Origin of the sequence: Bradyrhizobium sp. 613_E4_N2_2, from assembly GCF_052075995.1 — a bacterium.
Taxonomy (GTDB): Bacteria; Pseudomonadota; Alphaproteobacteria; order Rhizobiales; family Xanthobacteraceae; genus Bradyrhizobium; species Bradyrhizobium barranii.
In genome coordinates this window covers 7,430,001-7,449,882 of the sequence record NZ_CP197234.1, presented here as the reverse complement: position 1 = coordinate 7,449,882, position 19,882 = coordinate 7,430,001, and the positions used below count along the sequence as shown (strand labels likewise).

Here is a 19,882-nt window from a genome sequence, read left to right as displayed (position 1 = left end):
GCATTGATCCAGATCAAATTTCTTGACAAAACATTTATTGATGTATCAACATAGCGTCCAATCTCCCAATTCCAAGAAAAAAGTGGCGAGAGTGACATGGAAGGAAACGGCTTGGTCGCCGGTCTTGATCAGGCGAGGACGTATGCCGGCGCAATCGATTGCGACCTTCATCCGGCTGTGCCCGGGATGGGCGTCCTCCTGCCCTATCTGGACGATTATTGGCGCGAGATGGTCTCCGTCCGCGCGCTCGACCGTCTCAATCTGAGCCTGACCAGCTACCCGCAGAACTCGCCACTATCCTGTCGTCCGGACTGGCTTCTCCCGGGTGGTGCGAAGGCGGGCTCCTCGCTCGAAGCGATGCAAGACCATGTGCTCGATCGGTTTCGACCACGCTATGGAATTCTGAACTGCCTCTACGGCGCGCAGGTCCTTCACAGTGAGGATATGGCGGCAGCGTTCTGCCGGGCGACCAACGACTGGATCAGGGATCACTGGCTCAATCGGGATCCGCGCCTCCGCGCCTCGCTCGTGATCCCGTCGCACAACGCGGAACTCGCCGTGGCGGAAATCGACCGCCGCGCCGACGACTTCCGGTTCGTGCAGGTCCTCATGCTGGTGTCCGGTGAAACTACGCTGGGCCGGCGACATCTCTGGCCCATCTACGAACGCGCCGAGCGCCTCGGCCTGACGATCGGAATTCACGCAGGAAGCGCCTATCGATATGCGCCTACCGCCGTCGGGTGGCCGTCATACTATGTCGAGGACTATGTGGCGCAATCCGCCGCATTCGAGAGCCAGCTTCAAAGCCTGATATCGGAGGGCGTGTTCGCGAAGTTTCCCGGGCTCAAGGTCGTTGCAATCGAATCCGGGTTGACGTGGCTGAGCGGGTTCATCTGGCGCGCCGACAAGACATGGAAAGGCGTGCGAGCCGAGGTTCCGTGGGTCACGCGCACGCCGTCGGAGATCATCCGTAACAATGTGCGCTTCACCGTCCAGCCGGTCGATGCGGCGGACGACGGCGAGGCCATCATGCGGCTCGCCGATCACATCAAGTCGGACGAACTGTTCCTGTTCTCGACGGACTATCCGCATTGGCATTTCGACGGGGATGCGGTTCTCTCCGGCCGGCTCCCTGATGCGCTTTTCCGCAAGATCGCCAGTGAAAATGCGCTCGCCACTTACTCGCGATTGGCCACGGCCGATCAGATCATGGAGGTTGTGCCATGAGCACCGTTGAACTGGAACGGCCACGGGCCTCGAACTACAAGCTGAAAGTCATCGATTGCGACATCCATCCGGCGATGACGTCCTGGACCGAGGTGCATCCTTATCTGGAAAGGCAATGGATCGAGCATCTTACGGTCTATGGCAGCCACCTGCGCCACGCCTTCTCCGAGGCGCTGTCGCATCCGCGCATGTCGCCCGACGCTGCGCGGATCGATGCCTATCCGGAGGAGGGTGGGCCGCCGGGATCGAGCCTTGACCTGATGAAGAAGCAGCACCTCGATTCGAACGGGATCGAGGTGGGCATGTTGATACCCCTGCGCTGGAATCCGGGCAGTCAGAGAAATCTCGACCTTGGCGTCGCATTGACCCGCGCGATGAACACCTGGCAGGTCGAACGCTGGGTGAAGCAGGAGCCGCGTTTGAGGGCCTCGGTGCTGATCGCCCAGGAAGACACGGTTGCCTCCGTCGCCGAGATCGATTCCAGGGGAGGGGATCCCAACTTTACCCAGATCTTGATCCTGCCCAAGACGGACGAGCCGCTCGGACGCCGGCGCTACTGGCCGATCTATGAGGCGGCCATGCGCAACAACCTGCCGATCACGATTCATGTCGGTGGCACCAATGGCCATCCATCGACCGGCGGCGGATGGACATCCTATTACATGGAGGAACATCACTCGGTCGCCCAGACCATGCAGGCGGTCGTGGCGAGCCTTGTCTTCGAAGGGGTCCTGGCGCGCTTTCCCGAGTTGCGCGTCGTGATCATGGAAGGCGGCTTGGGCTGGGTACCGTCGCTCAATGCGCGCATGGACAAGCACTGGGCACGCCTTCGGAGCGAGGTTCCTCATGTGAAGAAGCCGCCGTCGGAATATGTGCGCGAGCAGGTGTGGTTCAGCACGCAGCCGATGGAAGAGCCGGCGACGTCGGCCGAATTGATCGATCTGTTCGACAGGATCGGATGGGATCGGCTGCTGTTCTCCACCGACTACCCGCATTGGGATTTCGACGATCCGCGCTACGCGTTTCGTGCCAACCTCACACAGGCCCAGCGCGAGCAGCTTCTCTACGAGAATGCGCGCAAGTTCTACAGGCTGGACTGATGGCGCGGCATGTGGTTGCGACCGTGGATCAGATCCCGCCGGGCCAGCGCCTGCTGGTCCAGGTCAATGGACGCGAGATCGGCATCTTCAATGTCGAGGGCGAGTATTTCGCCGTCGGCAATCGTTGCCCGCATGAGGGGGCGTCCCTGTGCAAGGGACGCATCGTCGGGCTCGTCGAGGCGACGGGGCCCGGTGACTATCAATACAGCCGTCGTGGTGAGTTGTTGCGCTGCCCGTGGCATGGCTGGGAATTCGATCTGCGAACCGGTCGGTCATGGTGCGAGCCGGATCGCACCAAGGTCCGAAGCTATGAGCTGAAAGTCGAGCCCGGAGGCGCGCTGATCGAAGGCGAGCTGCGCGCCGAAACGTTTCAGGTCACGATCGACAAGCAATATGTTGTCTTGGAAGTCTGAAGACCAGTGAATCAATTAAGCAAATAAAAGCGCATTGGGAGGAGTAAGTGGTGTTCAAGCTAGGGATGTCGGCGGCTGTCGCCTGTTTCGTGGGTCTGTTGAGCTCCGCGCAAGCCGAGGACGGTTCTTGGGACAAGGTCGTCGAGGCCGCCAAGAAGGAAGGCAAAGTCGTGGTCTACAACATGGCCTTGGGCGCTCCCTACTTCACGGCTGTCCTCAAGTCGTTCGAAGCGAAGTACGGAATTCCGGTCGAGAGTCTCGACCTCCGTGCCAGTGAGCTCTCCGAGCGCATCCGCACCGAGCAGGCGGCCGGCCGCTTTCTGGGCGACGCGGAAATGGTCACGACGACCATGATCGAGGAGCAACTCAAGAACGGCGATTTCGTGCAGAAACTGCCGCCGATCCCGAATGCCGCCCATTTGCGACCGCCGTTCAAAGCCAATGAATACAGCGTGCCGGCCTTCATGCAGCCGATGGGCATCCTCATCAACACGCGGCTGGTCAAGGAGCAGGACATCCCGACGAGCTGGAACGATCTCAACGATCCCAAATGGAAGGGCAAGATCCTCTCGGACGACATGCGGCCGCTCGGCAGCGGGAATACCATGTTCGCCATCCTGGAAAAGACCATGGGCACCGACTTCAACCAGAAGCTCGCCGAGCAAAAGCCCGTGTTCAGCCGCGATATGCGAAACGACGCGCGGCGCGTCGCTCGCGGCGAGTACGCCATCTATATCCCGCAGATCTTTGCCTTTACGTCCGATCTGAAGGGGCTGCCGGTGAAAGTCGTGATTCCGAAGGAGGGTGCACCTTTCGCGGAGATGGATCTCGCGGTGCTCAAGAACGCGCCGCATCCCAACGCTGCGCGTTTGTTCATCGACCACTTCCTCAGCGTCGAGTCGCAATTGCTCTACGCGAACGCATGGATGCTTCCGGTGAACGCCGCGGCCGCCGAGCGCGCCAATCCGGACGCGCAGCAGTTCGTGAACGCCAAGATCATTGGTCCCGCCAAGCTGGCTGAGCGCTCCTCGATGATGGATCTCGCCAAGAAGCTTTACCCCTGAGAGACCCATGAGCGTTTCAGCCGGAGAGGGAGTGAACAACCTCGTCGAGAGGCGTACGACCGGCCTGAGCGGGATCGGGCGGTGGCTGCAGGCGACTGCGGCAGGCCGCCTTGCGGCGCTCGCTCTGCTCGTCGTCGTTCTCGCCTTCCTTTCCGTCTATCCGCTGTCGATGCTGCTCTATGGAAGCCTGCATTCGACGCCGCCGGGAATGGCCGGCACTTTCAATCTGGACGGATATCGCGACGTCATCACGCTGCAAAGCGCGGTGACACTCCTCAACACCGTCGGCATATCCCTGGCCAAGACCATCCCTTCGGTAATCCTGGCCGTCTTGCTCGCCTGGATACTGGCGCGAACCGACACGCCATTCCGGGGGGCTCTGGAAGTCCTGATCACGCTGCCATTCTTCATTCCCCCGATCCTGACCGCAATGGCGTGGGGCATGCTCGGCAATCCGCAGGTCGGATTGCTCAATCAGCTCTATCAGTGGGTCACGGGATCAGAGACAGCGCCGATCAACGTCTATTCATATGGCGGCGTAGTCTGGCACATGATGCAGTATTCCGTGCCGTTCCTGTTTCTTCTTATCGTGGACGCCTTCCGAGCGATGGATCCGAGTCTCGAGGAGGCGGCGACCATGTGCGGCGCATCACGCCTGCGAACTTTTCGCTCTGTCACGCTGCAGCTTATGCTGCCCGCGCTGACCGGTGCGGCCATCCTGAGCTTCATTCGCGGCATCGAGAATTTCGAGTCGCCGCTCTTCTTCGGCTCACCGGCGGGAATTCGGGTCATCACGACGGACATCTACGACTCGATCAACCAGCGGTCGCCGCCGCAATATCAGTATGCAACCGCGATCAGCTTCGTCATCATGGCGCTATTGTTCCTGATCGTTCTTCTGCAGCGGCGGATGCTGCGCGGCCGGAGTTTTCAGACCATCACCGGCAAGGGCTATTCACCTTCGGTGATGAAACTCGGTGCATGGCGATGGGCAACCTTTGCCTTTTGCGTTCTGTTCTTTGTGGTGACGGTGGTCCTCCCGGTCGGGCAACTCATCATCGGCTCGTTCTTCAAGTTCTTCGGGTTCTACCAGTGGGACATGCTGACACTCGAGCACTATCAGGCGGTGTTCGGCAGCAGCGAGTTCTGGCGCGGGTTCAGCAACACGATGTTCCTGGGCCTCGTCGGCGCCACGCTGACGATGTTGCTCGGCGCAACCGTCGCCTATGTCTCGGTCCGAACGAAGTGGCGAGGCCGGTTGCTGATCGATTCGATGGCTTGGCTGCCGTGGATGATGCCCGGCATCGTCCTTGGTGTCGGGTTTCTCTGGGGGTTTGCTCTGCTGCCTCACGCGATTCCGATCTACGGCACGATCTGGGCGCTGCTGCTGGCCTATATTTCGCTTGGGACGCCGCTTTCGGTGCGCGCCATGTCGAGCGCATATGCGCAGCTTTCGTTCGACCTCGAGGAGTGCTCCCGGGTGCATGGCGCAAGCTGGCTGCAAACCATGAGGCGCATCGTCCTTGCCCTGGCCTGGCCTTCCTTCGCCGTCGGATGGGTGCTGGTGTTCTTCGGCATCATGCGCGAGCTGAGCGCATCCGTTCTGCTCTATTCTGTCGGCTCCGAGGTGTTGTCTGTCGTGCTGCTGAAGCTGTGGGCGAACGGCAATGCGGAGCAGGTCAGTGTCATTGGGCTCATCATGATGGTTCTCGTGATCGTCTTCCGTTGGGTTCAACTCAAATTCATCAGCAGCCGTATCGGTGGAATGTGACCAGGCTTGGATCGTGCCATGTCGAATGTCGTTCTTGAGAAGGTGAGCCGGAGCTTCGGTAATTTCGTCGCGGTCGACGGCGTCGACCTGCGCGTCAGCGAGGGTGAATTCGTCACCCTGCTGGGGCCGTCGGGGTGCGGCAAGACCACGACGTTGCGGATGGTCGCGGGCCTCGAGCAAAATTCCGGCGGCCGCATCAGCATAGGCAACGAGGTCGTCAGCGATGCGGCTCGCGGCGTCTTTGTTCCGTCGGAGCGCCGGCGGCTCGGCATGGTCTTCCAGTCATACGCGATCTGGCCGCACATGACCGTCTTCGAGAACGTCGCCTATCCGCTGCGGGTGCGCCGCAAATCCGCGGCCGAGATACGCGATCTCGTCGCCAGGGCACTCCGCCTCGTCGAAATGCAGGATTTCGCCGAGCGGCCGGCACCGGCGCTGTCCGGCGGCCAGCAGCAGCGAGTGGCGATCGCGCGGGCCCTCGTCTTCGAACCCAAGGTGCTGCTGCTCGACGAGCCGCTCAGCAATCTCGACGCAAAGCTCCGTCTGCAGATGGGCGACGAGTTCCGTTCGATCCAGAGACGGCTTGGGATGACGAGCCTGTACGTGACACATGATCAGGCCGAAGCGATGGCGTTGTCCGACCGTGTGGTCGTGATGGATCGCGGCCGAATCCAGCAGATCGGTGCGCCCGAGGAAATTTATCGCTATCCCGCAAACCGGATCGTGGCGGCCTTCTTCGGAACACCGAACCTGCTGGAGGCCAGTGTGGAGGCCTGCACGCGGATCGACGATCGCCGGGTGCGGCTCAACGTCGTCGGCAAGGGCTGGCGTGGAGCGTGCGAGTCGGCAAGCGAGATCCGGCCCGGGCGGCCCGTGACCGTCATGGTTCGTCCCGAGGACGCGCGTATCGCGGCGCCGGATGCGGCTCACAGTGACCACGAGCTTCGATGGTCCGGACAGATTGCGCACACGATCTTCCGCGGCCCGATCCGGTCGGTCGTGGTGCAGACCGACGATAGCCGCCTCAATGTCGATGCGCCGCCGTTCGGTGGCTTCTCCGTCGGAGACAATGTGACCGTCGTCGTTCCGCAGCAATCAGCTTGGGCAGTGCCGGAGCAGGCCGGCGCAGCCCCTTAAGCCGGGGGTGCCTCTCAGCGATAGATCTGCTGAGCCAAAGACAGCATCTCGTTCATGCGTTCGGGATCGGTGGTGCCGAGAAGCTTCGTTGTTTCGATCTGTGCCACCGCGGGATCGACACCGGTCAGCGCGTCCGCCGTGGTCGGCAGCAGCCCGAGCCTCGCAAGGCTCTGCTGCATCGTCTTGCCCAGATAGTATTCCATCAGCAGCCGCGCCGCGTTTGGGTGAGGCGCATTCTTCAGCAGCGCGAGATCGTAGCCGACGTAGGGCAGCCCCTCCTTTGGCGCGATGAACTTGACCGGGAGGCCCTTGAGTTCGAGCAGCGATGTCAGACTGTCGGGGATGTAGAGCGGGTATTCGCCGCGCGCTACGCGGCGCTCATTTGCGGGTATCTCCCGGCTGAACTTCAGGTCCTGCTGGGCAAGCTTCTCGTGGAAGGCGCGCCCGTAGAGGTCCTGCAGGACCGAGAAGAGCACGCCGCCGCCGCCGAGCGTCCGCAGATCGTCGCTGAGGATTTTTCCTTTCCAGCGCGGATCCGTCAGGTCGAGCCAGCTTTTCGGCTCGTCCGCCGGCTTGACCAGCATGGTATTCGCCAGGATGCCGTAGACGATCGCAAAGACAGGGAGCCGCATGCCGTCGCTTGGGAAGTCCGCCTTGAGACGGCCGAGGCTGGGGAGGGGGCCGTGAGGTTCGAAGACACGCTCCTCCTTGATCTGCAGCGTGGTCGTGGTCCGCCCGTTCTCGGAGACGTCGGCTGCGTTGCGGCCCGCGGCCTGCTCGATGCGGATGCGCTCCCGGACTTCGCTCGCGCGCGCTTCGAGAATGTCCACGGTGATTCCGTAGGCGGACTCGAACTCCTTCTTGAGCTCCTTGTGCGCGGCAAGGCCGACGAACGCGCTGTAGAGCACCACGCGGCCTTCCTTCTTTGCGGCTGCGACCAACGCGGACCATTCGCCCTCCGCTCTCGACGGGGCCATGATCGATGGCAGGATCGAAGAGGCGGTCAGTCCAAACACCGTAGCGCGGCGCGTGATGCGCGCGCGCTTTTCCCGGTCCGGCGTGGCCATTGTCGCTACTCCGCGGCTTGCGGGCTCGGGGCACGCCAGCGAATGGCGGTCTTCAACTTGTCCTGATAGGCCTCGAGCCAGTCGATCTTCGCGTCAGCGTAGTAGGAGCCTGCGCGCGCGTTCCAGAACACCTCGGCATCGTCGACGCCGGGCGGCACGGTGCCGCTGTTGGCGAATGCCCGTGCAGCGTTGAGCAGGCGCCGCCTCGTCCGCGCGATCATCACGTCGCTCGGTGCGAGATGTTCCTTGGTGTGATCGACGATCGGCCCCATGCTTTCCGTGACGGCTTGGTCCTGCATCACGATGTTGCGGATGCCGGTGTAGATCTTGTTGGTGCGCTGAGCTTCGCGATCGATCTGCCAGTCGTTGCCGATGTTCTGGACCGCACGCCAGCGCCCATACCAGTCCGTGGTGTTGGGCAGATAATCCAGACCGTCGGCCCCGGGGATGCCGCCACCGGATTTCAGCTTGGAACTCGAGTAAGTCGCCCCCTTGGCGCGGCCGCCATAGATCGAGATCAGCATCGTGTGGGTGTCGTCCATGGGCACCCACGCCTTGGCGACCACGTGGTCGGCAAAGTCGGCGTTCGGGGTCTGGGTCCAGAACGGCAGTGAGAAATGCGCCATGCGCCAGTGCATTCGATCGTCCGCTTCCGGCCGAAACGCGCCGTACATCGTGCCCCAGTCGGTCTCGGTGACCTTGTACTCCGGCGCTCGGTTGGAAACCGTGTGACGGGCCGGGTGGCCTTCCTCGAAATCATCAGGGTTGATGTGTCCGGCATGCAGGAAGCCGAAATGCGACGTGTCGATATCGCCTTCGAGGCCCTGGAGCCAGTTGGCTTCGCGTTGGAGGATGGTGACGGTCAGATCCTGCTCCGGAACGAACAGCGCTTCGTGCATCGGCATCGGCGGCGCCTCGGCCCGCGCGCCCATGTAAACCCATATGAGGCCCGCGCACTCGCGAACCCTGTAGCTTTTTGCGCGGACCTTTTCCTTGAAATCCTGCGGAGGGGGGACGTTCGGCATTTCGAGGCAGCGGCCGTCAACGTCGAACTTCCAGCCGTGATAGACGCAACGGATGCCGTCCTGCTCGTTACGGCCGAGGAACAGCGAGGCACAGCGATGTGGACATTGATGATCCAGCACGCCAACCCGGCCCGAGCTGTCACGGAAGGCAATGAGCTGCTCACCAAGCAGCATCAGGCGCATTGGATCGCCGTCGACCGATAGTTCCGAAGAGAGGGCGGCGGGTATCCAGTATTGCCGCATCATCTCGCCCATGACCGTACCCGGGCCAACCAGCGTCAGATCCTGGCCGTCAGTCGATTTCGACATGGTGATCCTCCCTAGCTCTTTTGAATGCTTATTATTTGCATTATGCAAGTAATTCGCCCCTGCGTCAATGACGCGATCGTCCGGAAAGCGAGCGGTTGAGCGGTGCAGTGCAACTCGTTATGGTTCTGCTCCCATCACCGCGAGCAAATTGTCTTGATGAACAAGGTCAGCACGATCCTCCCGCTCGAGAACTGGACCGGATACCGGTTCGGTCTCATCGCTTCGCGGCTGGGCAGCTTCATCTCCCCCATGTACGAAGATCGTTACGAGCTGACGATGCCGGCCTGGCGAAGCCTCGCGGTCATTGCCAGGCATCAGCCGCTGACGGCCACGCAACTTGCGACATTGACCTCGTCCGATGCGTTCAAGGTCGCGCGCTCCATCGAATTGCTGGTGCGCCGAGGGCTGATTCATCGTGACGTGGATAAAGCGGACCGCCGCCGCGCCAGCCTGAGCCTCACGACCGATGGCCGCAAGGTCTACAAGGATATCGAGAAATTCGTTGTTCGGGTCGAGCGCAAGCTCATGGCCGCGCTCGATCCGCACGAAATCGAGGTTTTGAGGCGAAGCCTCGACAAGCTCGATCAGCAACTGGAGACCGAGATCAAAGCACAGGGCCGCGAGAAATTCCTGTAACGGTCTCCGGCGGCCTCTGTTTGCGCCTCAGTATCTTACAATGTCCGAATGCCGCTCTTGATGCCATCGGCGATCTGACCAATCTGCTCCTCGTTGATGATAAGAGGCGGCGACAGGATCAGTGTATCGCCAACAGCGCGAACAAAGATCCCATTTTCGAAACAATTGTTCGCCACGGCGCGGGCCCGTTGACCAGGAGCGTTCGGGGCAGCTTTGATCTCTACGGCCCCAAGTAGCCCGAGGTTGCGGATATCGCGGACCGCGCCGCCGGCGCCCCTGATGTCGTGAATGGCGGCTTCCCATGTCCCGGCGATGCGCGCGACTTTCTCGAAGATGCCTTCCTCCTGATAGACATCCAGGGTGGCAATCGCGGCGGCGCAGGCAAGCGGGTGGCCGGAGTAGGTGTAGCCGTGAGCGAGCTCGACGGTGGCCTCCGGTCCCTGCGACATGGCCTCGTGCACATGATGATGAACCAGCACGCCTCCCATTGGAACGGCGCCGTTACTCATCCCATTCGCGCATGAGGTCCGGCGTGACGCCTAGAGCCTGTGCGGCAAACGGCGCCCCTAGTCTTCCGAAGCCGGTGACGACCTCATCGAAGATCAGCAGGATGCCGTGCTTGCTGGTGATCTCGCGCAGCCGCTTGAGATAGCCCTTGGGCGGCGGCAGCACGCCGCCGGCGCCAGCTATCGGTTCGACGATGACGGCTGCGACTGTCGAGGGGGCCACCGCGGTCAGGAGACCTTCCAGCGCATCTGCAAATTCGACGCCGTGCTCGGGCTCGCCCTTGCTGAACGCATTTCGCGCGAGATCATGTGTGTGAGGAAGGTGTGACACCCCCGGAAGCATGACGCCGAACTGCGCCCGCTGCCATCCGATGCCCGAGACCGAGAGTCCGCCGAATCCCATTCCATGGTAACTGCGCTGGCGCCCGATCAGGCGCTGGCGATGGCCTTCGCCGCGCGCCCGGTGATAGGCCAGCGCCATCTTAAGGGCGGTGTCGACCGCCTCGGAGCCGGATCCGGCGAGGAAAGTATGGTCAAACCCTTCCGGCGCGATCTCCAACGCGGCAAAGTCAGCTAAGGGCCAAAAGGCGAATTACACCGTGACCAGCTCGGGGATTTCCGGTCTAGGCAATGTGTGCGCCGTCGCTCTCTCCCATTTGTCAACGTGGTTGACGGTAATTGCCCGGAATTGCTGTTCCGCGAACTATTGGATGGACTCTTCCGGCAACCAGCTGAATTTGCCTTCGCAAAACTGGTCGTGGTGGTTGAAGTTCGGCGCGTGGACCGGATGCATTAGCGATGTCATGACGCGCGATATGGACTCCCGAGGTGAACGGCGCCGTTGAAGTTGCCATCGCCTGCACCTCTTTCGTAATGAAACAATGGCCGGCCACAGCGCGACCGGCGACGGTGTCGTCATGCTGGCGGGAGCGCAGCCGCGGCAGACGACCGGAGAGATGATCTAATCATTCGGGAAAGGCGTTATCCAACAGAGGAGTATCCTATGAAGTTGGCTCAAACATCAACACTACTCATTTGTCTGCTCGGCGCGCCGGGAATTTCGTTGGCCGCGGACGCCAAGGGGGACGTGGAGAAGGCTTACGCCGCTTGGGATGCCGCATTTAATAAGCACGACGAGAAAGCCATCGGCGCCTCCTATGTCGCGACGGCAAAATTGATGCCGCCCACACATCAGGTCGCGTCGGGGCCGGCCGAGATCGAGAAGTTCTTTGCCGGACTCTTCGCGAGCGGTGTGACGGATCACAAGTTGGAGATGATCGATGCCGGCGGAGACGACAAGGTAGTCTTCGGCACAGCCAAGTGGAGCGCTACGGGTAAGGACAAGGAGGGCAAGCCGTCTCCCTTCAGTGGTTTGGCGACGCACGTCTTCGAACGCCAAGCCGACGGATCGCTCAAATTGAGGCTGCAAACATTCAACTAAAGCGGTCGAAGCTTAATCGGTCCGGCGAGGCGGCGGCCTTACCGGACGCCCAAAAGGGCTACTTGTCTCCGGTGCAAGATATGTCCGGGTTGGGTCAAACTGCGACTTAACGGGGAGGGCAGTTCTTGGCGAAACGCGGACATTTGCCCTGATCGGCACGTCTCCGAAGAGCCAAGATCAGAGTGATCGTCGCATTCGGTCGCGGCGTGGACTTGCTACCTACGATGACGTGAGGATTCCGCAGCTATCCTCTCATACAACGCCACCTCTACGCGCTAGTGCGGTAGAAGAGCTATCTGCTGGGGTCATTTGGAGCAACGGCCTCCTCGAACAGCTCAACCTTACCGCGCGTGTTGTCTGTTACCGCAAAAACCTCGTAAAAATCGATCTGCGGCTTCATGCCGTAGCGCTGGATGATGCCCTCGAGCCACGGCCCGGTGTAGAACGCCGTAGCGTCCTCGATACGCTCCCACTGGTACACGCCGCCCGCCCAGCCGCTTTCGGACCAGATGAAGTGCTTGCTGATCAGCCCCGTCACCCCGCGGAAGTTGGGGGCGATCTTGTGAAAGTGCTCGCGACACGCGGCGTGGTCGATCTGCGGCGGCAGTGTGTATCGTACAACGGCGGTAATCATGCGACCTCCTTGTAAGTATGCCCCGGCGCAACATTGATGCCATTCCCGGGATCAAGCTAGCGAAGCGGGAAGCCGACCATTCCAAAGCATGCTGAACTTAGCGTCGAAGTTCAGCCTATCCTGCATGATCTCGGTCCGGGCGTTGCTCAATTCGCGCAACGCAGGCTCCATGCATGCTGGTGCGTGTCGACTCAGATATTGACCATCTACTCGCGCCGATCGCGATCAAATGCGACAGACGCCGCCGTGAGTAGGTCAACACGATTGACAAGAGCCTTAATCGCCGCGCGGCTATCTCCTTTCAATTTTTTGCGTTAATGTGAAGCTCTTCACACCCGTGTAGCAGACGGGCTCGGATGATGCCCAAAGAGAGGTGAGCTAAGGCCCCGCAAAGCGCCGCCCAGTTCTATTCCATTCACACGCGAGTTTGGGAGCGACACATGGAAAAGCGCGAAATTGGCAACAGCTTGACGAAAGGTCTGTCCGAAGCGAAGCGGGGCGCCTTCTCCCGCCGCTCGGTGTTGACGTTGGTTTGCACCCTCGGCGCCACGGCGCCGCTTGGAATGTTTGGAGCGGCTCGCGCGCTGACGGCATCCGGGACTGGATCGCTGTCTTATATTCCCGGCGAGCCTCTTATTTGTCGCGCCGCAGCGAGCAGTGAAGAGCTGCAGGGCCCACCCCGCCAACTCAAACTCGCCTGGAATGCGAACGCGGCGTGCACCGTCGCTGCGGCAGTCGCAAAGGAGCGGGGTATCTTCGCCAAGCACAACCTCGATGTCGAATTCGTCAATTTCGGCGGTTCGACCGACCAGTTGTTGGAGGCGATTGCAACTGGCAAGGCGGATGCCGGTTTGGGATTGGCCCTGCGCTGGCTCAAACCGCTGGAGCAAGGTTTCGACGTTCGGATCACCGCCGGTGTGCACGGCGGCTGCATCCGGCTCCTCGGCTCCAAGGCTGCGAATATTGACAGCCTGGAATCCCTGCGCGGCAAGGCTATCGGGATTAGCGATCAAGCGAGCCCAGCGAAGAACTTCTTTTCGATCTACCTCGCCAAAAAGGGCATCGATCCGGCCCAAGAGGTAGAGTGGCGCCAGTACCCGGCCAATCTGCTCGCGCTTGCCGTCGACAAGGGCGAAGTGCAGGCGCTGGCCGAGATAGATCCGCTGCCCTACCTCTGGCTCAAGGAAGGCAAACTCAACGAGATCGCGACGAACTTGACGGGTGAATTCGCCGACCGCACCTGCTGCGTTCTCGCGATACGTGGCAGCCTCACCCGAAGCGAAATGCCGGTGGCGGCCGCTCTGACCCGATCGATACTGGAGGGGGCAGACCTAGTTGCCAGCGATCCCGCCGATGCCGCAGCAATCTATTCGGGCTACGGCGGGAGAGGATCCGTAGAGGATCTCGCCACGATGTATCGCAGCCATACTCACCACAATCACCCGGTCGGGGCAACGCTCAAGAAGCAGCTTCTACTCTACACCGACGAACTCAAGGCAGTGAACGTCATGAAGCGAAGCACTGACCCGGCCAAATTCGCCGAGCGGATTTATCTTGACGTTCTAAGCTGAGCCGATTGGGAAGATCCGCAGTGAGCTCGGTCATCGATGAAGTGCCGAGGCCATCAGAGAAATCGGGTTTCGGCTTTTTTGAAAGTTCGACCACTCGGTCGTTGATCGGCGGACTGTCTGTTGCCGCCGCATGGTCTATGGTCGCCGTGCTCACTGCGCTCTGGCCGGATAAGCCCGAGAGCGATTGGGCCTACACCGGCGGCTTCGCGATTGCCTGCGGCGCGTTGGCCCTTGCGCTCGCCCTGGCAGCCTTTGCCGGCGTTCGTTTTGTTGCTTTTCAGCGTCTCCAGTGGCTCTCCCCGTGGCTGTTTGCGCTCGCGCTGTTTTTTGCTGCCTGGGAGGCCGTCACAGCAAAGCTTGGATTGCTGCCGTTGCCGTTCTTTCCGCCGCCGCAGGCCGTTGTCGAAGTCGTAATCGATGATTGGGGGCGGCTGGCTGAAGGCATCTTCGCCTCAGCGCGTCTGCTCGCGACCGGTTACTTTCTCGGTGCGGCGGTGGGGTTCGTAACCGGCGTGGCGATCGGCTGGTCGCGGCTCGCCGGTTATTGGATCCACCCAGTTTTGCGGTTCATCGGGCCGCTGCCCGCGACAGCTTGGCTGCCGCTCGCATTTTTTGTTTTCCCGTCGAGCTTCAGCGCCAGCATTTTCCTGATTGCGCTCGCCACCGGGTTTCCGGTCACCGTGCTGACCTGGTCGGGCGTCGCCTGCGTGAAGAGCGCCTATTACGATATTGCGCGGACATTGGGAGCAACCCAGCGCTTCCTCGTGCTCAAGGTTGCCATTCCGGCGGCAATGCCACATGTCTTTGTTGGCCTGTTCATGGGTCTCGGCAACTCGTTTGCGGTTCTTGTCGTAGCCGAGATGCTGGGCGTGAAGGCGGGGCTCGGCTGGTACCTGCAATGGGCGCAAGGTTGGGCGGCCTATGCCAATATGTACGCCGCGCTGCTGCTCATGGCGTTCTTGTGCTCAGGGCTGATCACGCTGCTGTTCCGCTTGCGGGACCGCCTGCTATCCTGGCAGAAAGGTCTGGTGCGATGGTAGCGGCGATCGCAAGCGATCACGCGGTCCGTGGATCGACGCTAACGCTCCGCGAAGTGAGCCACAGCTTCGATCTCGAAGGGCAGCCCCTGCCGGTATTGGACCGCATCAGCCTTCAGGTCGGCCGCGGCGAATTTGTCGCTCTCCTGGGGCCGAGTGGGTGCGGAAAATCGACCCTGCTGCGGCTGGTCGCGGGGCTCGACACTCCAACAGCCGGCTTCCTGCTAGCGGAGGGAAGAGAGATCGAAGCACCCGATCCGTCGCGCGTCGTCGTTTTTCAAGACCCAACGCTCTATCCATGGCGGACGGTACGGAGCAACGTTGCGCTCGGTCTGGAAGCCCGCGGGTTGCTACGCACTCATGGCGGGCGTATCGAAGACGCCTTGCGCCTGGTGGGGCTCACGGGCTTCGCCAATGCCTACCCGCACCAGCTTTCCGGTGGCATGGCGCAACGCGCGGCTCTGGCGCGTGCGCTTGTCAACGACCCAAAGCTGCTCATTCTCGACGAACCTTTGGGCCAGCTCGACTCGCTGACTCGCATCGCGATGCAGGCGGAACTCGTATCACTTTGGCAGCGCTCGCGCTTCACGGCGCTGATGGTCACGCACGATGTCGAGGAGGCGCTATTGCTTGCTGGCCGTGTCATCGTGCTGAGCGACCGGCCTGCACGGGTCAAGGCTGAAGTCGTCAACAGCCAGCCCTATCCTCGCCACCGGGGCGATCCGCACTTCGTTGAGCTTCGTCGCGAGGTGTTTGGGCAACTCGGCCTCGATGAGGCATGGTAGCCCTCAAAAGGAGCTCGCCGTGACGGATCTTCTCATACGCATCCACAGAGCAAGCAGCACGGCGTTCTCGCCGCGATCGCAATGCGATTGTGTTAGCGGCTGTGCAGCCACCTCGTGGAGATCTAAAAATCTGGGAAGCGCACGGAGACTTCGATGACCTCAGAATTCAACGTCCACAACGCCGCGGGCTATGAGCAGCTCATGGGCCGCTGGAGCCGAAGACTCGCGCGGAAATTCATCGACTTCACAGGGATTTCCGACGGCGAAAGGATTCTCGACATCGGCTGTGGCACCGGTAGCCTGACCTTCACGCTCGCCAGAGCCGCCGACCTCGCCGAGATTACCGCGATCGACTATTCACCAGTCTTTGTCGAGGACGTGATCCGGCGCAACACAAACCCGCGAATAAAAGTCCGGCAGGCTGATGCCTGTGCACTGCCCTTCGAGGGCGGCACGTTCGATCGCGCTTTGGCGCTTCTCGTGCTCCACTTCGTTCCCGAAGCCGGTAAGGCAGTAGCCGAGATGCGCCGCGTCGTTCGGCCGGGCGGCGTGGTCGCGGCAGCGGTGTGGGATCATCTCGGCGGGATGCCCGGCATGCGCATGATGGTCGACACGGTGGCGGCACTCGGTGAAAGCGGGCGCCAGCTGCGCAGTCGCTATTGCTTTCAACCAATGATGCAGCCGGGCGAACTGAGACGGACTTTTGCCGAACAGGGTCTCGTGAGCATTGCGGAAGTAGAGCTGATGATCCGCATGGACTACAAAAGCTTTGCCGACTATTGGACGCCGATTGCCGCTGGCGAAGGGCCGCTCGGCAAGTATGTGGCAGCGCTCGACGCTGCGGAGCGAGCGCGCACCGACGCCGCCGTGCGCGATGCCTACGAGGCCGGCCGGCCCGACGGCCCGAGGTCCTTTGCAAACGTCGCGTGGGCGTGCAGAGGCATCGTTCCCTAACTCGACGGCCAGAGCGGTCTCTTCCGAGGTCCTGACTATCTGAGTGCCCGGGTGGAAAGTCGATGAACGTCTGGGCTTAACCAGGACGAGCAGGCTTGCTGCTCTGCTACGCGGATACGAGAAGATTGGCGAAGTGGAAATTTTTCATTTTCTGCTTGAAGTCAGGTGAGTGAGCGTCTATGCGTTTTCCAGCGTTGCTCGTCTGTCGGGCGCTCTCTTTGGCCTAGATGCCAAGGGAAGCATGCACGCTCTTGATGCTCCTCACCTTGTTGAGTGACACAACAGTCGACGTAAGTCGATTGGAGTTCATTCATCGTCGGTAAGGGTGTCGGAACCCTTCCACTCTGGAAGGTTGGGGCCTCGTGGTCCCGGGCTGTTTGACAAGTGAAGATGAAGAAAGAGAAACGTGGACGGCGGAGTCCTTGCGCCTCTCGGACACTGAAGAGCTTCGGCTTTTGAGTTCTGAGAGGGGACGAAAGACTTCGGCGGTACACGTTTTAAAGGAAACACCATCGCTGCCAGCGATGTGAATCGCGGGCAGCTCGGCGACTTCGGTTGTCGAAATAATGGTGGGACCTCGTCAAACGTTGTGATCAGCCGGTTCAAAGTTCAAGTCCAACTTGAGAGTTTGATCCTGGCTCAGAGCGAACGCTGGCGGCAGGCTTAACACATGCAAGTCGAGCGGGCGTAGCAATACGTCAGCGGCAGACGGGTGAGTAACGCGTGGGAACGTACCTTTTGGTTCGGAACAACACAGGGAAACTTGTGCTAATACCGGATAAGCCCTTACGGGGAAAGATTTATCGCCGAAAGATCGGCCCGCGTCTGATTAGCTAGTTGGTGAGGTAATGGCTCACCAAGGCGACGATCAGTAGCTGGTCTGAGAGGATGATCAGCCACATTGGGACTGAGACACGGCCCAAACTCCTACGGGAGGCAGCAGTGGGGAATATTGGACAATGGGGGCAACCCTGATCCAGCCATGCCGCGTGAGTGATGAAGGCCCTAGGGTTGTAAAGCTCTTTTGTGCGGGAAGATAATGACGGTACCGCAAGAATAAGCCCCGGCTAACTTCGTGCCAGCAGCCGCGGTAATACGAAGGGGGCTAGCGTTGCTCGGAATCACTGGGCGTAAAGGGTGCGTAGGCGGGTCTTTAAGTCAGGGGTGAAATCCTGGAGCTCAACTCCAGAACTGCCTTTGATACTGAAGATCTTGAGTTCGGGAGAGGTGAGTGGAACTGCGAGTGTAGAGGTGAAATTCGTAGATATTCGCAAGAACACCAGTGGCGAAGGCGGCTCACTGGCCCGATACTGACGCTGAGGCACGAAAGCGTGGGGAGCAAACAGGATTAGATACCCTGGTAGTCCACGCCGTAAACGATGAATGCCAGCCGTTAGTGGGTTTACTCACTAGTGGCGCAGCTAACGCTTTAAGCATTCCGCCTGGGGAGTACGGTCGCAAGATTAAAACTCAAAGGAATTGACGGGGGCCCGCACAAGCGGTGGAGCATGTGGTTTAATTCGACGCAACGCGCAGAACCTTACCAGCCCTTGACATGTCCAGGACCGGTCGCAGAGATGTGACCTTCTCTTCGGAGCCTGGAACACAGGTGCTGCATGGCTGTCGTCAGCTCGTGTCGTGAGATGTTGGGTTAAGTCCCGCAACGAGCGCAACCCCCGTCCTTAGTTGCTACCATTTAGTTGAGCACTCTAAGGAGACTGCCGGTGATAAGCCGCGAGGAAGGTGGGGATGACGTCAAGTCCTCATGGCCCTTACGGGCTGGGCTACACACGTGCTACAATGGCGGTGACAATGGGATGCTAAGGGGCGACCCTTCGCAAATCTCAAAAAGCCGTCTCAGTTCGGATTGGGCTCTGCAACTCGAGCCCATGAAGTTGGAATCGCTAGTAATCGTGGATCAGCACGCCACGGTGAATACGTTCCCGGGCCTTGTACACACCGCCCGTCACACCATGGGAGTTGGTTTTACCTGAAGACGGTGCGCTAACCAGCAATGGAGGCAGCCGGCCACGGTAGGGTCAGCGACTGGGGTGAAGTCGTAACAAGGTAGCCGTAGGGGAACCTGCGGCTGGATCACCTCCTTTCTAAGGATGGTTCTTCAGAAGCTTGCTTCTATCGAACCGTTTTAGAAACATCAGTGGCCAACGATCGTCAGGATTGTTGAGCTGCATTGGCGGGATTTCGCCGTCTTCGTTTCTCTTTCTTCGCGGACGAACACGCGCTGGGGCTGCAGGCTTGCAGAATCCCTGGTCCTTGACTGGATATGCGTTAGGGGCTTGTAGCTCAGTTGGTTAGAGCGCGCGCTTGATAAGCGTGAGGTCGGAAGTTCAAGTCTTCCCAGGCCCACCACACTCATCGAGTGAGCATTCGTCTTCTGGTTACGGGGCCATAGCTCAGCTGGGAGAGCGCGTGCTTTGCAAGCATGAGGTCGTCGGTTCGATCCCGTCTGGCTCCACCAGATGGTTTGATCATCGACTGATCGTGCATCTAAATCGTCCGCGAAACATCACTTCGCACTTACTAGTCCGGATGGACAGTGAGCTGCGTGATTTCTGACATCGTAAAGAGGAGATCGATCCGAGTTGGATCGGGCAACAAGCAATTGTTGCGCGATACTTCATTATCTCCGGATCATTTCGGCGCTCGTGCGTCTTTCAATGTAGCTCACAAGGCTGCGTTTGAGAGACATGCGAGTTGTAAATGATCCTTTTAGCGAAGCTTGACCGCCTCGCTATCGGAACGATCTTACGAAGCAAGCTGGTCTTTCTAATCATTGTCCGGCTGTGAGAATAGCGTTCATCGAGGACGCGCGCCGCAAGGCAGTTCTTACAGACAACATTCTGCCGAGTGTGTGGACATTGATAATGAGAGCAATCAAGTGCCTTAAGGGTGTTCGGTGGATGCCTTGGCGCTGAGAGGCGATGAAGGACGTGCTACGCTGCGATAAGCCGTGGGGAGCTGCGAAGAAGCTTTGATCCATGGATTTCCGAATGGGGAAACCCACCTTCGATAGCCGGAACTCCAAGACCTTTGTCGAAAGACATTGGTGTGGGGTTCGATCAGAAATGAGAGATGCCTGGACCTTTAGATTTCGATCGAAGAGGTTTTGGATTTCCGGTTATCAAGAGAAGGTATGAGACTTCTGAATACATAGGAGGTTTCAAGCAAACCCAGGGAACTGAAA

General features: G+C 60.1%; 17 protein-coding genes, 2 tRNA genes and 2 rRNA genes (1 of these 21 running past the window's edge). 16 read left to right on the top strand and 5 right to left on the bottom strand.

The genetic code is table 11. The annotated features are described in order from the left end of the window. Nucleotides 1-96 precede the first annotated feature (96 nt). Genes AB7290_RS35200 through AB7290_RS35175 form a run of 6 tightly spaced genes read left to right on the top strand, consistent with a single transcriptional unit; the run spans nt 97 to nt 6,712 of the window. Nucleotides 97-1,227 (top strand): amidohydrolase family protein, encoded by a 1,131-nt coding sequence (locus AB7290_RS35200; RefSeq protein WP_085403309.1) that lies wholly within the window; start codon nt 97-99, stop codon nt 1,225-1,227. Continuing rightward, a complete protein-coding gene (locus AB7290_RS35195) occupies nt 1,224-2,327 on the top strand; it encodes an amidohydrolase family protein (RefSeq protein ID WP_085403310.1) in 1,104 nt (367 codons plus the stop codon). Before AB7290_RS35200 ends, AB7290_RS35195 begins: the two co-directional genes overlap by 4 nt. Then, complete coding sequence (locus AB7290_RS35190) at nt 2,327-2,740, top strand: Rieske (2Fe-2S) protein (RefSeq protein ID WP_063985295.1); 414 nt, start codon at nt 2,327-2,329, stop codon at nt 2,738-2,740. Before AB7290_RS35195 ends, AB7290_RS35190 begins: the two co-directional genes overlap by 1 nt. A 47-nt stretch (nt 2,741-2,787) precedes the next feature. Next, the gene (locus tag AB7290_RS35185) at nt 2,788-3,804 is read left to right on the top strand and encodes an ABC transporter substrate-binding protein (protein WP_245344197.1); all 1,017 of its coding nucleotides are present in this window, start codon (nt 2,788-2,790) and stop codon (nt 3,802-3,804) included. 7 nt (nt 3,805-3,811) lie between these two features. After that, nucleotides 3,812-5,575 carry an ABC transporter permease gene (locus tag AB7290_RS35180; RefSeq protein WP_085403312.1) on the top strand — a complete coding sequence of 588 codons (1,764 nt, stop codon included), beginning with the start codon at nt 3,812-3,814 and terminating at the stop codon, nt 5,573-5,575. Nucleotides 5,576-5,593: 18 nt separating this feature from the next. After that, complete coding sequence (locus tag AB7290_RS35175) at nt 5,594-6,712, top strand: ABC transporter ATP-binding protein (protein WP_085403313.1); 1,119 nt, start codon at nt 5,594-5,596, stop codon at nt 6,710-6,712. 14 nt (nt 6,713-6,726) lie between these two features. Here the strand turns inward: AB7290_RS35175 and AB7290_RS35170 are convergent, their stop codons facing one another. Continuing rightward, entirely contained in the window at nt 6,727-7,779 is a 1,053-nt protein-coding gene (locus tag AB7290_RS35170) for an ABC transporter substrate-binding protein (protein ID WP_085403314.1), read from the bottom strand. A gap of 5 nt (nt 7,780-7,784) precedes the next feature. Beyond that, entirely contained in the window at nt 7,785-9,113 is a 1,329-nt protein-coding gene (locus AB7290_RS35165) for a Rieske 2Fe-2S domain-containing protein (RefSeq protein ID WP_063985290.1), read from the bottom strand. Between the two features lie 156 nt (nt 9,114-9,269). On the opposite strand from AB7290_RS35165, the gene AB7290_RS35160 reads away from it, so the two are divergent. Further along, complete coding sequence (locus tag AB7290_RS35160; protein WP_085403315.1) at nt 9,270-9,749, top strand: MarR family winged helix-turn-helix transcriptional regulator; 480 nt, start codon at nt 9,270-9,272, stop codon at nt 9,747-9,749. A gap of 35 nt (nt 9,750-9,784) precedes the next feature. Here AB7290_RS35160 and AB7290_RS35155 read toward each other — a convergent pair whose 3' ends face one another. Both AB7290_RS35155 and AB7290_RS35150 read right to left on the bottom strand, forming a co-directional pair. Continuing rightward, the gene (locus AB7290_RS35155) at nt 9,785-10,258 is read right to left on the bottom strand and encodes an aminotransferase class III-fold pyridoxal phosphate-dependent enzyme (RefSeq protein WP_283808584.1); all 474 of its coding nucleotides are present in this window, start codon (nt 10,256-10,258) and stop codon (nt 9,785-9,787) included. Then, nucleotides 10,251-10,814: an aminotransferase class III-fold pyridoxal phosphate-dependent enzyme gene (locus AB7290_RS35150; RefSeq protein WP_283808585.1), complete on the bottom strand. Its 564-nt coding sequence runs from the start codon at nt 10,812-10,814 to the stop codon at nt 10,251-10,253. Before AB7290_RS35150 ends, AB7290_RS35155 begins: the two co-directional genes overlap by 8 nt. A 444-nt stretch (nt 10,815-11,258) precedes the next feature. On the opposite strand from AB7290_RS35150, the gene AB7290_RS35145 reads away from it, so the two are divergent. Beyond that, nucleotides 11,259-11,696, top strand: a complete 438-nt coding sequence (locus tag AB7290_RS35145) for a YybH family protein (protein ID WP_071916327.1) — start codon at nt 11,259-11,261, stop codon at nt 11,694-11,696. Between the two features lie 292 nt (nt 11,697-11,988). Here AB7290_RS35145 and AB7290_RS35140 read toward each other — a convergent pair whose 3' ends face one another. Continuing rightward, the gene (locus AB7290_RS35140) at nt 11,989-12,330 is read right to left on the bottom strand and encodes a hypothetical protein (RefSeq protein WP_085398205.1); all 342 of its coding nucleotides are present in this window, start codon (nt 12,328-12,330) and stop codon (nt 11,989-11,991) included. Nucleotides 12,331-12,770: 440 nt separating this feature from the next. Between AB7290_RS35140 and AB7290_RS35135 the strand changes: the two genes are divergently transcribed. The 8 genes from AB7290_RS35135 to AB7290_RS35100 form a co-directional block, all read left to right on the top strand. Beyond that, a complete protein-coding gene (locus AB7290_RS35135; protein ID WP_085398206.1) occupies nt 12,771-13,901 on the top strand; it encodes an ABC transporter substrate-binding protein in 1,131 nt (376 codons plus the stop codon). 20 nt (nt 13,902-13,921) lie between these two features. Beyond that, nucleotides 13,922-14,941 carry an ABC transporter permease gene (locus tag AB7290_RS35130; protein WP_245343889.1) on the top strand — a complete coding sequence of 340 codons (1,020 nt, stop codon included), beginning with the start codon at nt 13,922-13,924 and terminating at the stop codon, nt 14,939-14,941. Next, nucleotides 14,935-15,723 (top strand): ABC transporter ATP-binding protein, encoded by a 789-nt coding sequence (locus AB7290_RS35125; RefSeq protein WP_085398208.1) that lies wholly within the window; start codon nt 14,935-14,937, stop codon nt 15,721-15,723. Before AB7290_RS35130 ends, AB7290_RS35125 begins: the two co-directional genes overlap by 7 nt. 153 nt (nt 15,724-15,876) lie before the next feature. Next, a complete protein-coding gene (locus AB7290_RS35120; protein WP_085398209.1) occupies nt 15,877-16,677 on the top strand; it encodes a class I SAM-dependent methyltransferase in 801 nt (266 codons plus the stop codon). Nucleotides 16,678-17,293: 616 nt separating this feature from the next. Continuing rightward, nucleotides 17,294-18,782: ribosomal RNA gene (locus tag AB7290_RS35115) — 16S ribosomal RNA — on the top strand. A gap of 188 nt (nt 18,783-18,970) precedes the next feature. Then, a tRNA-Ile gene (locus AB7290_RS35110) sits at nt 18,971-19,047 on the top strand. Between the two features lie 33 nt (nt 19,048-19,080). Next, nucleotides 19,081-19,156, top strand: a tRNA-Ala gene (locus tag AB7290_RS35105). A 414-nt stretch (nt 19,157-19,570) separates the two neighbouring features. Beyond that, nucleotides 19,571-19,882, top strand: a 23S ribosomal RNA gene (locus AB7290_RS35100) (it continues 2,561 nt past the right edge of the window). Together the 16S and 23S rRNA genes with 2 tRNA genes alongside form the textbook arrangement of a ribosomal RNA operon.

Excerpts from the sequence above, each read along its gene's own strand:
- AB7290_RS35200 (WP_085403309.1), top strand. The coding sequence starts at position 97 with ATGGAAGGAAACGGCTTGGTCGCCGGTCTTGATCAGGCGAGGACGTAT.
- AB7290_RS35195 (WP_085403310.1), top strand. The coding sequence starts at position 1,224 with ATGAGCACCGTTGAACTGGAACGGCCACGGGCCTCGAACTACAAGCTG.
- AB7290_RS35190 (WP_063985295.1), top strand. The coding sequence starts at position 2,327 with ATGGCGCGGCATGTGGTTGCGACCGTGGATCAGATCCCGCCGGGCCAG.
- AB7290_RS35180 (WP_085403312.1), top strand. The coding sequence starts at position 3,812 with ATGAGCGTTTCAGCCGGAGAGGGAGTGAACAACCTCGTCGAGAGGCGT.
- AB7290_RS35175 (WP_085403313.1), top strand. The coding sequence starts at position 5,594 with ATGTCGAATGTCGTTCTTGAGAAGGTGAGCCGGAGCTTCGGTAATTTC.
- AB7290_RS35170 (WP_085403314.1), bottom strand. The coding sequence starts at position 7,779 with ATGGCCACGCCGGACCGGGAAAAGCGCGCGCGCATCACGCGCCGCGCT.
- AB7290_RS35165 (WP_063985290.1), bottom strand. The coding sequence starts at position 9,113 with ATGTCGAAATCGACTGACGGCCAGGATCTGACGCTGGTTGGCCCGGGT.
- AB7290_RS35160 (WP_085403315.1), top strand. The coding sequence starts at position 9,270 with ATGAACAAGGTCAGCACGATCCTCCCGCTCGAGAACTGGACCGGATAC.
- AB7290_RS35155 (WP_283808584.1), bottom strand. The coding sequence starts at position 10,258 with ATGAGTAACGGCGCCGTTCCAATGGGAGGCGTGCTGGTTCATCATCAT.
- AB7290_RS35145 (WP_071916327.1), top strand. The coding sequence starts at position 11,259 with ATGAAGTTGGCTCAAACATCAACACTACTCATTTGTCTGCTCGGCGCG.
- AB7290_RS35140 (WP_085398205.1), bottom strand. The coding sequence starts at position 12,330 with ATGATTACCGCCGTTGTACGATACACACTGCCGCCGCAGATCGACCAC.
- AB7290_RS35135 (WP_085398206.1), top strand. The coding sequence starts at position 12,771 with ATGGAAAAGCGCGAAATTGGCAACAGCTTGACGAAAGGTCTGTCCGAA.
- AB7290_RS35125 (WP_085398208.1), top strand. The coding sequence starts at position 14,935 with ATGGTAGCGGCGATCGCAAGCGATCACGCGGTCCGTGGATCGACGCTA.
- AB7290_RS35120 (WP_085398209.1), top strand. The coding sequence starts at position 15,877 with ATGACCTCAGAATTCAACGTCCACAACGCCGCGGGCTATGAGCAGCTC.